At 42.9% G+C, this 12715-nt stretch carries 8 protein-coding genes; 1 reads left to right on the forward strand and 7 read right to left on the reverse strand.

What is annotated here, in order from left to right; all coding sequences use genetic code 11:
* Positions 1-44 precede the first annotated feature (44 nt).
* Positions 45-3704: an MBG domain-containing protein gene (locus tag NQ550_RS11710; RefSeq protein ID WP_259837280.1), complete on the forward strand. Its 3660-nt coding sequence runs from the start codon at positions 45-47 to the stop codon at positions 3702-3704.
* An 84-nt stretch (positions 3705-3788) separates the two neighbouring features.
* Here the strand turns inward: NQ550_RS11710 and NQ550_RS11715 are convergent, their stop codons facing one another.
* The 7 genes from NQ550_RS11715 to tgt form a co-directional block, all read right to left on the reverse strand.
* A complete protein-coding gene (locus NQ550_RS11715; protein ID WP_025577081.1) occupies positions 3789-4952 on the reverse strand; it encodes a phosphoglycerate dehydrogenase in 1164 nt (387 codons plus the stop codon).
* A complete protein-coding gene (gene serC / locus NQ550_RS11720) occupies positions 4952-6034 on the reverse strand; it encodes a 3-phosphoserine/phosphohydroxythreonine transaminase (protein WP_025577082.1) in 1083 nt (360 codons plus the stop codon). Before serC ends, NQ550_RS11715 begins: the two co-directional genes overlap by 1 nt.
* Complete coding sequence (ilvB, locus tag NQ550_RS11725; protein WP_025577083.1) at positions 6031-7707, reverse strand: biosynthetic-type acetolactate synthase large subunit; 1677 nt, start codon at positions 7705-7707, stop codon at positions 6031-6033. Before ilvB ends, serC begins: the two co-directional genes overlap by 4 nt.
* A 75-nt stretch (positions 7708-7782) precedes the next feature.
* Positions 7783-9456 carry a dihydroxy-acid dehydratase gene (gene ilvD / locus NQ550_RS11730; protein WP_022380362.1) on the reverse strand — a complete coding sequence of 558 codons (1674 nt, stop codon included), beginning with the start codon at positions 9454-9456 and terminating at the stop codon, positions 7783-7785.
* Positions 9457-9563: 107 nt separating this feature from the next.
* A complete protein-coding gene (gene leuB, locus NQ550_RS11735; protein ID WP_008703487.1) occupies positions 9564-10646 on the reverse strand; it encodes a 3-isopropylmalate dehydrogenase in 1083 nt (360 codons plus the stop codon).
* A 189-nt stretch (positions 10647-10835) separates the two neighbouring features.
* Complete coding sequence (gene yajC, locus NQ550_RS11740) at positions 10836-11135, reverse strand: preprotein translocase subunit YajC (RefSeq protein ID WP_008703490.1); 300 nt, start codon at positions 11133-11135, stop codon at positions 10836-10838.
* A 248-nt stretch (positions 11136-11383) separates the two neighbouring features.
* Positions 11384-12535, reverse strand: coding sequence for a tRNA guanosine(34) transglycosylase Tgt (gene tgt, locus NQ550_RS11745; RefSeq protein WP_008703492.1), 1152 nt, complete (start codon positions 12533-12535; stop codon positions 11384-11386).
* Positions 12536-12715: the final 180 nt, after the last annotated feature.

A 12715-nucleotide genomic window follows, 5' to 3' on the forward strand; every position in this document is an offset into this window, starting at 1 on the left:
AATATCCCTATAAACATATATTTTATAACAGGGAGGCGATCTTTATGAGAAAGAAATTATTAGCCGGGGTTATGGCACTTGCACTGTGTTCCACAAACATGCCCCCCCAGACTATATTTGCGCAGGAATTTACTTCCGGGAATCCGGAAGAAGTATCCGAGGTCTTTACTGATACCAATCAGGAGTCAGCAGAAGAAGAACTATCTGTTTTTGCTTCGGAGAGTGTACCTGAATTTAGTAGTGAAACAAATATTGCACCAGCTACTACTGATGTAACGGAATCTACAATAGACATTGATTTAACTGATCCTACTAACTCTGAATATTATGACGCTGAAACTGGAAGATTGGAAATAGACAAAATCAACGGCGGCGGTTCGTACAGATTTAAAGGTAGTGGTAACATTAATTCTCCAACCACAGTCCCCATTCGCATTAGAACGTCTAGAGAAACTAATATTTATCTGAACAATGTATATATTGTTGCTGACTTAGTGCCAGCACTGGACATACAAACTTATAACATCGTCAATATATATTTAGAAAATAACAACTTCCTAGAAACGCAAAACTCTAATAGTTACGAATCAGCTTTGAAGATGGAATTTTCTCTTCCTACAATATATTCCCAAAACAATAGTGGCAGTTTAACTGTATCTTCCACATCCGGAACTGGTATCCGTATCGGAAGTGGTTCACTTACTATCAAGGGCGGCTCGGTAACTGCATCTTCCTCATCCGGAACTGGTATCGATATCGGAAGTGGTTCACTTACTATCAAGGGCGGCTCGGTAACTGCATCTTCCACATCCGGAACTGGTATCAAAAGTAAGTCACTTACTATCGAAGACGGCTCGGTAAAAGCCTCTTCCACACTCGGAACTGGTATCGAAAGTGGTTCACTTACTATCAATGGCGGCTCGGTAACTGCATCTTCCGCGAATGAGACGGAAAAAGGCATCAGTAGTAACCAGATTACTATTAATGGCGGCTCGGTAAAAGCCTCTTCCGTATCCAGCTCCCCCAAAAACACCCAAGGGGACGACGTTTACTGTTGTACTATTGAAAATCCAAAATCTGAGGCTGTAATAATTGATAGAAATCCTACGTCATGGGAACCCAAGAATCACCAAGCAGTCGATCCGCTGTACGCATGGCTAACCGGTGAAACGCATACTATTTCTGTCGGAAATACAACACAAACCTATTATTTTGACAAAAATAATAATAATAATGAATTCAAGCCTATTACAAATCGGAACTTTACATTTACTAAGCCATCGAATTTAACATATGATGGAACAGCGCAAAAAGCCCCTTTAAAATGCAATATTGAAGATATAAAAGATGAAATTAAACTGTCCTATTATAATAAAGATGATGGTCAGCAATCAGATGAGGCTATCAATGCAGGAACTTATACCGTAACGGCAAATATAGCAGGAAACATTTTTGCAGATGAGTCTTGGACTTTCACGATCAAGCCTCGAAACCTTAATATTTCAATTAATGATATAGAAAGGAAATATGGAGAAAATAATCCTGAATTAACCTATTTAATATCTCCAAATACATCTCTAGTTGCTAATGATACTACCGACATTTTAGGTATAACGCTTACAACTACGGCAAATAAAGATACAGCCGCCAACACAACTTGGCCAATCACGATGTATTATACAACTAAAAATTATACTATAAATGCAACTCCCGGAAAACTTACAATTAAACCAGCAACATTTAATGAAAATTCCATCAAAATTACAGCATATAGTGGAACATATGATGGCAGTGAGCACCCAGTTATAAATGACGTTTCAGTCTATCCAGATGACAGTAAGGTCGAATATTCAACAGAAACCGGAACTCCTAACTGGAATACAACCTGTCCAAAAGTAAAAAACGTATCTGATTCTAAAAAAACAAAAGTATGGATACGTATCAGCAAAGATAATTATGAGCCATGGTTTTCTGGTGAAATTCAAGCAACAATCTCTCCAGCAAAGATAGCAAATCTTCCTTTGGACCCCCAGATATTCGTTCCATGGACTTGTAAGAAAGTTGCAGATATAACCACTAACTTACCCACAAACTGGAACTGGCAAGATTCTTCTAAGTATTTACAGTTAGGAAGTAATTCTGTTATCGCAGTTTATAACGGTTCTGATGCAGGCAAAGGCAATTATGAAAGAGAAACTGTTACTTACACAATCACGAGAAGTAAATGTACACACGAACACACCGCAGGACGTTACTACTCCTCTCCATCCTGTACTTCCAGCGGATATAGCGGAGATACCTACTGTAAAGACTGTAATGAAACAATTTCCTATGGATACACCATTTCCGCATACGGCCATGACTATGACAGTGGCGTTATCACTACAGAACCAACTGCAGAAACTGACGGAATCATAACTTACACCTGTAAGCGGTGCAAACATCAGGATACAAAAACCCTCGGTAAACTTGGTGACGGAGAACCTTACATTGAGGGAAGTTTCCAGAAGAAAGGCTGGGATGCTGTCAATGATCTGATTAAGGCTTCCAAAGAAAAAGATACCATTTCCATTACCCTGAACGGTTCCAGGACACTTCCTGCTTCTGTTTTATCCGAAATAAAAGGTAAAGATATTTCCCTGAACCTTGATATGGAGAATGGTTTCATCTGGAAGATCAACGGTACTTCCATTACAGCAGAAACACCTGCGGATATAGATCTTTCTGTTACAAACACAGCAGAATATATCCCGGCAGCATTATACAGCCTGATATCCACAAACCAGAATGATTTCGGTTTCCATCTTGGAAGAAGCGGAGCTTTCGATTTCCCGGCTGTGCTTTCTGTAAAGGCAGATGCTTCCTGTGCAGGACTTATGGCAAATCTGTTCTGGTATGATGTTGAGAATGGGGTTCTGCAGTGTATCCAGACTGTAACTGTAGGCGGTGCATTTGAGCGCAGTATTCCATATGCTGACTTTACCCTTTCCAAAGGACAGGATTATTTCATAGCATTTGGTACAGAATCTCTCAATGGCAGAGTCATTCACACAGACGGAAGTATCACAGATGAAAACGGTGCATACCTGCGTCCTGCCAACACAAAGATTTCCAGCCACTCCATTGACAGAAATAAATTAACTGTCAAACTTTCCAAAGGATGTGCAGGTGCTCAGGGTTATGACTTCGTGATCAGTAAGAAATCAAACATGCTTCAGACCTGTAAATTCAGCAAAACAGTTTCCTCAACCGGCAAGCCACAGGCATCTTTCAGATATCTGGCAAAAGGTACCTGGTATGTGGCAGCCCGAAGCTGGGTTCTGGATGAACAGGGCAATAAGGTCTATGGTTCCTGGACAAAGATCAAGAAGATCAAGATCACTGTTGTCACACCACAGCAGCCAAAGATCAGGAATATTACTGTAGAAGGAAACACTGTGACTGTTACTTACACAAAATGCAAAAATGCCACAGGTTACGAAATCCTGCTCGGAAACAAATACAAGACCTCCGCAGGTGAGAAATATCCGGTTAAGAAATATGTGAAACGTACAGAAGGCAAAAATACCGTAACTGTAACCTTTACAAATGTAAAGAAAGGCACCTGGTATGTGACAGTACGTTCCTGGAATAAGACATCCAAAAATAAATCCAGAGTTTACAGTCCATATTCCGATATAAAAAAATTCAAAGTCAAAAAATAGTTTATAGTAAAGTAATAAAAAATCTCCTGTGATTGCAACCAGAATCACAGGAGATTTTTTATTACTTTTTCAGATCAATGTTTCTTATTTTACTACACGTACTCTGGAAACACCTTCAATTGCTTTCAGTTCATCCAGTGCTTCTCTGGATGCTACGCTTTCCAGATCAATGAGAGTATAAGCGTATTCGCCTTTGCTCTTGTTTGTCATATCTGCGATGTTCAGACCTTCTGCACCAAGGATCTTGGTGAACTGGCTGATCATGTTCGGGATGTTTTTGTGGCAGATGGCAATACGTCCTACTGCTACGCAGGTTCCCATATCACAATTGGGGAAGTTTACAGAGTTCTTGATATTTCCGTTCTCAAGGAAATCTCTTACTTCTTTTACTGCCATTACCGCACAGTTTTCTTCGGATTCCTCTGTGGAAGCTCCAAGATGTGGAGTTACCAGGATTCCCTTATGTCCTGCTACTGTATGGTTTGCAAAGTCTGTCACATATTTCTTCACTTTTCCGCTGTCTAATGCTTCGATCAGAGCATCCTCATCAACCAGAAGATCGCGGGCAAAGTTCAGAAGTACTACGCCGTCTTTCATCTTGTCTAATGCTTCTTTGTTGATCATCTCTTTTGTGCTGTCAAGAAGAGGTACATGGATGGTGATGTAATTACACTGGGAATAAATCTCATCCAGGCTCTTGATATGTTTGATGGTGCGGGAAAGATTCCATGCAGCATCAATGGAAATGTATGGGTCATATCCGTATACTTCCATTCCAAGTGCAGAAGCAGCGTTTGCCACCATTGCTCCGATGGCACCAAGACCGATGATACCCAGCTTCTTGCCCATGATCTCGCATCCTGCAAACTGTTTCTTCTGTTTCTCAGCGAGTTTATCGATGTCTTCCTGGTCTTTCTCTTTGGCAACCCATTCGATACCGCCTACGATATCACGGGAAGCAAGGAGCATACCTGCAAGTACAAGCTCCTTCACACCGTTTGCATTGGCGCCCGGTGTGTTAAATACTACCACACCTTTCTCTGCACAGTCCTTTACCGGAATATTGTTGACACCTGCACCTGCACGTGCGATTACTTTTACGCTCTCAGGAAGCTCCATGTCATGCATCTTTGCACTTCTTACAAGGACTGCATCACACTCCTGCAGATCTTCGCTTTTCTTATATTCTTCATCAAATAATCCCAGACCTTTTTCTGCAATGGGATTCAGGCAATGATACTGAAACATTATGCATTTTCCTCCTCAAACTTCTTCATGAAAGCAACCAGTGCTTCCACACCTTCTTTTGGCATAGCGTTGTAGATACTTGCACGCATACCGCCCACTGTACGGTGTCCCTTTAAGTTTACAAGTCCTGCCTCTTTTGCTTCTTTTACAAATTTGGCATCCATGTCCTTGTCACCCGTTACGAATGGTACATTCATAAGAGAACGGTCTTCCGGTACAACAGTTCCTTTGAACAGCTTGCTCTGATCAAGGAAATCATAGAGGATTTTCGCTTTCTCAATGTTACGTCTCTGCATTTCTTCCAGGCCGCCCATTTTCTTCAGCCATTTGAAGACCTTACCGCATACATAGATGCAGTAACAGTTTGGAGTATTGTAAAGAGAACCTGCATCTGCCTGTGTTTTGAATTTCAGCATAGTAGGTGTTCCTTCCAGAACATCATCTGTGATCAGATCTTCGCGGATGATGGAGATTACCATACCTGCTGGTCCGATATTCTTCTGTACACCGCCATAGATGATTCCATATTTGGATACATCAACAGGCTCAGATAAGAAGCAGGAGGAAACATCTGCTACCAGAGTTTTTCCTTTTGTGTTGGGAAGTTTCTTGAATTTTGTTCCGTAGATTGTGTTGTTTTCACAAATATATACATAGTCTGCATCCGGGCTGATCGGAAGGTCGCTGCAGTCAGGAATATAGGAGAAAGTTTTATCCTCGGAAGAAGCGATCTTGTTTGCTTTTCCATATTTCTGTGCTTCCTGGTATGCTTTCTTTGCCCACTGTCCTGTTACAATGTAATCAGCTACCTTGTTCTTCATAAGGTTCATAGGGATTGCTGCAAACTGCTGGGAAGCTCCGCCCTGAAGGAATAATACCTTATAATTATCCGGAATCTTCATCAGATCACGGAGATCCTGCTCTGCCTCGTCAATGATCTTCTGGAAATCAGCACTTCTGTGGCTCATTTCCATTACAGACATACCAGTTCCCTGATAGTCCATCATCTCCTCTGCAACTTCTTTCAGTACCTCTTCCGGCAGTACAGCCGGTCCTGCGGAAAAATTATACACTCTGCTCATTTTTTCATATCCTCCTCATCAAAAATATCATCAATGCTTGCGCCTGCCGGTACCATCGGGAATACGCTGAGATCCTGATCGATCATACAGTCAAGTACGATAGGTCCCGGACATGCCAGAGCCTCTTTTAATGCAGGCTCTACCTCTTCCATCTTTGTGATACGGATTGCTTTTGCTCCCATGGCTTCTGCCAGCTTCACAAAATCTACTGCATCATTTAAAATTGTATGGGAATATCTGTGGTCATAGAACAAGGTCTGCCACTGACGTACCATTCCCAGTACATGATTGTTCAATACGATTTCTATTAAAGGTCTGCCACAGCGGACTGCTGTTGCGATCTCATTCATATTCATACGGAAACATCCGTCACCTGCGATGTTTACTACAGTTTTGTCCGGTCTTCCCATCTTGGCACCGATTGCTGCACCAAGTCCATATCCCATAGTTCCCAGGCCACCGGAAGAAAGGAAAGTTCTTGGCTCTTTGTATTTGAAATACTGAGCTGCCCACATCTGGTTCTGTCCAACCTCTGTTGTGATGATGGCATCTCCTTTTGTCAGTTCGTACAGCTTTTCAATAATGTATGGGCCTGTAAGCTGGGAATGATCATATCTTAACGGATATTTTTCCTTCAGTTCACTGATATGTGCAGTCCATTCCGGATGTCTCATTTCCGGAACCTCTGCCAGAATATGTTTGAGAACTTCTTTCTCATCTCCTACCACACTTGCATCTACTACGATATTTTTGTTAATTTCTGCAGCATCTACGTCAATCTGGAGAATCTTCGCATTCTTTGCAAAGGTCTTCGTGTTTCCTGTGACACGGTCACTGAATCTGGCTCCCAGCACGATCAGGAGATCGCAGCCTGAGACACCGAGATTGGAAGTTTTGGTCCCATGCATTCCAAGCATTCCTGTGTACAGAGGATCTTCTCCGGAAAATCCCCCCTTACCCATAAGACTGTCACATACAGGAGCGTCGATTCTGTGAGCAAGTTCTGTCACTTCTCTGGATGCCTCTGAGATAATCGTGCCACCGCCTGTAAAAATAAATGGTCTCTTCGCTTCTTTGATCATCTGTACTGCAGTTGCAATGTCTTCGTCTTTGATGGTGTCTGTTTTCGGTGTGATCTCAGCAGGAGCGCAGGCAGTATATTCATATTTCGCACCTGTCACATCCTTGGTCACATCTACAAGCACAGGACCGGGACGTCCACTCTTTGCAATATAGAATGCTCTGCGTACAGTGTCTGCCAGAGTAGTAATGTCTTTTACGATAAAGCTGTGCTTTGTAATAGGCATTACAATTCCGGTAATATCAACCTCCTGGAAAGAATCCTTTCCGAGCAGCGGTGTTCCCACGTTACATGTGATTGCCACCATTGGTACGGAATCCATGTATGCGGTAGCGATTCCTGTTACCAGATTGGTAGCTCCGGGACCAGAAGTTGCAAGACACACACCGACTTTACCGGTTGCTCTTGCGTATCCGTCTGCTGCATGGGATGCTCCCTGCTCATGAGAAGTCAGTACATGTGTGATCTGGTCTTTATATTCATAGAGGGCGTCATATACATTCAGGATGGCACCGCCCGGATATCCGAATACAGTGTCAACGCCCTGTTCTTTTAAACATTCAACGATGATTTCAGCACCTGTAAGCTGCATCTTTACGTATCCTCCTAACTTTTCAGGCAGGAATCACAGGTTATGCTGCAATTCCCGCCGGGTACTTGTTCATCTTTATTTTGCTTTTGGTACCTCAAGGATTGCTCCTCTGTTTCCGGAAGTTACCATAGCAGCATATCTTGCAAGATATCCTGTTGTTACCTTTGGCTCACGAGGCTGCCATTTTGCTTTTCTTGCCTGCATTTCTTCATCAGAAACCTTGATCTCCAGTTTCAGTTCCGGAATGTTGATGCTGATGATATCGCCCTCTTCAACAAGTGCGATCGGTCCGCCGACTGCTGCTTCCGGTGATACGTGTCCGATGGATGCTCCTCTGGATGCACCGCTGAAACGTCCGTCTGTGATCAGGGCTACGGAAGATCCCAGTCCCATACCTGCGATTGCAGATGTAGGATTCAGCATTTCTCTCATACCAGGACCGCCTTTCGGTCCTTCATAACGGATAACAACTACATCACCCTCAACGATCTTGCCACCTTTGATAGCTGCGATTGCGTCTTCCTCGCAGTCAAAGACTCTTGCAGGTCCTTCATGGACCATCATCTCTTCTACAACTGCAGAACGTTTTACAACACCACCGTCCGGTGCAAGGTTACCCTTGAGAACTGCAAGTCCGCCTGTCTGGCTGTATGGATTGTCAATCGGTCTGATAACTTCAGGATTTAAGTTTACACAATCTTTGATGTTCTCGCCTACTGTCTTGCCTGTAACTGTCATGCACTCAGTATGAAGAAGTCCCTTCTTATTCAGTTCGTTCATAACTGCGTATACACCGCCTGCTTCGTTCAGGTCTTCTATGTATGTAGGGCCTGCAGGTGCAAGGTGACAGAGGTTTGGAGTCTTTGCACTGATTTCATTTGCAAAGCTGATATCAAAGTCCATTCCGATCTCATGAGCGATAGCCGGAAGGTGAAGCATACTGTTTGTGGAGCATCCGAGTGCCATGTCTACTGTCAGGGCATTGAGGATTGCTTCCTTTGTCATGATATCTCTTGGACGGATGTTCTTTCTGTACATTTCCATAACCTGCATACCTGCATGTTTTGCAAGACGGATACGCTCGGAATATACAGCAGGGATGGTTCCGTTTCCTTTCAGACCCATACCAAGAACCTCTGTCAGACAGTTCATGGAGTTTGCTGTGTACATACCGGAACAGGATCCGCATGTAGGACATGTTTTCATTTCACATTCTGTCAGTCCGTCTTCATCAAGCTTGCCTGCTGCGTAAGCACCTACTGCCTCGAACATACTGGAAAGGCTTGTCTTGTGTCCGTTCAGATGTCCGGCAAGCATTGGGCCGCCGCTTACAAATACAGTAGGAACATTCAGTCTGGCTGCTGCCATCAGAAGTCCGGGTACGTTCTTGTCACAGTTTGGAATCATTACCAGTGCATCAAACTGATGTGCCATTGCCATAGCTTCTGTGGAATCTGCGATCAGGTCTCTGGTAACCAGAGAATATTTCATTCCAACGTGTCCCATTGCAATACCGTCGCAGACTGCGATTGCCGGGAACATAACAGGTGTACCCCCTGCCATTGCCACACCAAGCTTAACTGCCTGTGTGATCTTGTCAAGGTTCATATGACCCGGTACGATTTCATTGTAAGAACTTACGATACCTACCAGAGGTCTGTCCATTTCTTCTTTTGTCATTCCAAGAGCATTAAACAGGGAACGGTGAGGTGCCTGCTGTGTGCCTGTTTTTACTGCATCACTTCTCATTGTTTTATTTCCTCTTTTCTTACTGTTTTATTTATTTTTAATGATTCAACCGAAATTCCTGACTCCGTAATCTGCCTGTGCCGGCTGAATCCTCTTAATATCAATTCTTACAGAGCTGCTGCGATCAGATCGCCCATCTCTTTTGTTCCTACAAGTTTGCATCCCTCTGACATAATATCACCTGTGCGGTATCCCTCTGTCAGGACTTTCTGCACTGCTGCTTCCACTGCATCTGCTTCTTTATCCATATCAAGGGAGAAACGAAGCATCATTGCTGCGGAAAGGATGGTTGCGATGGGGTTTGCCTTATCCTGTCCTGCAATATCAGGTGCTGAACCATGGCTTGGCTCATAGAGACCGAATTTTGTTTCATTTAAGCTTGCAGATGAAAGCATTCCGATGGAGCCTGTTACCATACTTGCCTCGTCTGAAAGGATATCTCCGAACATGTTCTCTGTAAGAATAACATCGAACTGTTTTGGATCACGTACAAGCTGCATTGCGCAGTTGTCAACCAGCATATGCTCTAAGGTAACATCCGGATAGTCTTTGGCAACTTCCTCTACCACTTTTCTCCAGAGTCTGGAAGAATCCAGAACATTTGCCTTATCTACGCTTGTTACTTTATTTCTTCTCTTACGTGCGATCTCAAATGCTTTGATGGCAATACGGCGGATTTCGTTTTCATTATAGGAAAGTGTATCAATTGCTTTCTTCACACCATTCTCTTCAATAGTCTGACGTTCTCCGAAATACAGACCGCCTGTAAGCTCACGTACAATGATCATGTCAAATCCGTCTCCGATGATCTCATCGCGGAGAGGGCAGGCTTTTCTCAGCTCATTGTAAAGGTAAGCCGGTCTTAAGTTTGCAAAAAGATTTAATGCCTTACGGATTGCAAGAAGTCCTGCTTCCGGGCGTTTGGACGGCTCAAGTTTATACCATGGAGAAGTTTTTGCATCTCCGCCAATAGAGCCCATCAGTACGGCGTCTGATGATTTGGCAGTGGCAATTGCCTCATCAGTAAGGGGTACGCCGTGTACATCGATGGATGCACCGCCTAACAGAACTTCTGAATAGGAAAAGCTGTGTCCATATTTCTCGCATACCTTGTCCAGTACTTTCTTTGCTTCTCTTACGATTTCCGGTCCGATTCCGTCGCCGGGGATCAATGCAATCTTATAATCCATAATAATTTCCTCCAAAAATACTCTAATTGCGTAATTGTTATTATAATAACGCACTTTCCGACAGATTTCAACCTATTAAAGTGAAAAAATACAAAAGTGCTGTTTTCCGGAGATTTTACTGTAAAAATAAAAAAAACAGAACCACAGCCATCACTGACTATAGGTTCCGCTTTTTTCATATCTCTTTCATTATTCGGCAGCGCTTCCGGCTTTCTCAACTTCAGCGATTGCCTGTTTTCTCATAGGAATACGGCAGTTTTTGTTATTACCGAATTCTACGATCACGTCTTCTTCTGTCATATCAATGACAACTCCATAAAAGCCGCCGGTAGTAACAATGCTGTCGCCAACCTCCATGTCATTTAACATTGCCTGAAGTCTCTTCTGCTCTTTTTTCTGAGGGCGAAGCATTAAGAAGTACATAATTCCGAACAGTACTACCATCCAGACAATAGCGCCAACCATACCCATTCCGCTTGATGCGTTCATTTTGATTCCTCCTGTAACTTTTCCTGTTATTCTGCATATTTGCAGTCCATCATGTATTCACAGACCGTCCTGACGGCTGCTCATACTGAAGAGCTGCTTTGCAATCCACTTATAATCTCCGTTACCTTCTGTATGAAATCTTGTTTTCATGCATAACAATCTGATTAAAGCGTCACTACACATCATACACAAAAAAACGCTTTACTTCAAGAGTTTTTGGCATATTTAATAATTATTTTATATACAGATTATCTTTTCGAGTTTATTTTGCCCTCTTCAAAGCCTTCCAGCCGCATTTTCTTATATTCTGCGAAGTTTCCTGCATCAAGAGCATCTCTTATCTCTTCCATCATATGATTATAGAAATACAGATTGTGAAGTACACAGAGACGCATTCCCAGCATTTCCTTTGCTTTCAGAAGATGACGGATATAGGCTCTGCTGTAATGCTGGCATGCAGGACACTGACAGCCTTCTTCGATAGGACGTGTGTCCAGTTCATATTTTGCATTGAACAGATTCATCTTTCCATGATTGGTATATACATGTCCATGGCGGCCGTTACGGCTTGGATATACGCAGTCAAAGAAATCAATTCCACGTTCAACACCTTCCAGAATATTTGCCGGTGTTCCCACACCCATCAGGTAAGTAGGTTTATTCTGAGGAAGATAGGGGACTACCGCATCCAGGATCCTGTACATCTCTTCATGGGTTTCTCCAACTGCCAGACCGCCGACAGCATAGCCATCCAGATCCATTTCAGAGATCGCTTTGGCATGCTCAATACGGATATCTTCATAAACAGCACCCTGGTTGATTCCAAACAAAAGCTGTTCTTTGTTAATGGTATCCGGCAGACTGTTCAGTCTCGCCATTTCCGCTTTACAGCGGGCAAGCCATCTTGTGGTCCTGTCTACAGATTTCTGCACATAATCCCTGTCAGCCACACTGCTGGGACATTCATCAAATGCCATGGCAATGGTGGAGGCAAGATTGGATTGGATCTGCATACTCTCTTCCGGTCCCATAAAGATCTTATGCCCGTCAATATGGGAATTAAAATAAACCCCCTCTTCTTTGATCTTTCTCAGCTTTGCAAGGGAAAATACCTGGAATCCGCCTGAGTCTGTAAGGATTGGTTTGTCCCATACCATAAATTTATGAAGGCCACCTAACTGCTTTACTATTTTATCACCCGGACGCACATGAAGATGATAAGTATTTGATAATTCTACCTGTGTTCCGATCTGCTGTAAATCCATGGTGGATACAGCGCCTTTAATCGCACCGATCGTTCCCACATTCATAAAAACAGGAGTCTGGATCGTACCATGCACTGTATGAAATTCTGCACGCTTGGCACGGCCTTCTGTTTTAAGAAGTTTATATTCTGCCATTTTTTCTCTCCTCTTGATAAAAATCACTTTTTCTATTATATCCCGAAATAGCTGAATTTTCAACTGCAAATAAGGTAATCATTGGTAAACTTTCATATTGTCTTTTCCAGACCATTAGCGTATAATATTACGGAATATTCATATCTGGAAATAGATATTTTAATAGGAAAGAATTACTTC

It is taken from the genome of Blautia wexlerae DSM 19850, from assembly GCF_025148125.1.
Classification (GTDB): Bacteria; Bacillota; Clostridia; order Lachnospirales; family Lachnospiraceae; genus Blautia_A; species Blautia_A wexlerae.

What these genes read in the sequence shown, in the direction of transcription:
- leuB (WP_008703487.1), bottom strand. Translation starts at nt 10,646, where the DNA reads ATGGATTATAAGATTGCATTGATCCCCGGCGACGGAATCGGACCGGAA.
- ilvB (WP_025577083.1), bottom strand. Translation starts at nt 7,707, where the DNA reads ATGCAGCTTACAGGTGCTGAAATCATCGTTGAATGTTTAAAAGAACAG.
- tgt (WP_008703492.1), bottom strand. Translation starts at nt 12,535, where the DNA reads ATGGCAGAATATAAACTTCTTAAAACAGAAGGCCGTGCCAAGCGTGCA.
- serC (WP_025577082.1), bottom strand. Translation starts at nt 6,034, where the DNA reads ATGAGCAGAGTGTATAATTTTTCCGCAGGACCGGCTGTACTGCCGGAA.
- ilvD (WP_022380362.1), bottom strand. Translation starts at nt 9,456, where the DNA reads ATGAGAAGTGATGCAGTAAAAACAGGCACACAGCAGGCACCTCACCGT.
- yajC (WP_008703490.1), bottom strand. Translation starts at nt 11,135, where the DNA reads ATGAACGCATCAAGCGGAATGGGTATGGTTGGCGCTATTGTCTGGATG.
- NQ550_RS11710 (WP_259837280.1), top strand. Translation starts at nt 45, where the DNA reads ATGAGAAAGAAATTATTAGCCGGGGTTATGGCACTTGCACTGTGTTCC.
- NQ550_RS11715 (WP_025577081.1), bottom strand. Translation starts at nt 4,952, where the DNA reads ATGTTTCAGTATCATTGCCTGAATCCCATTGCAGAAAAAGGTCTGGGA.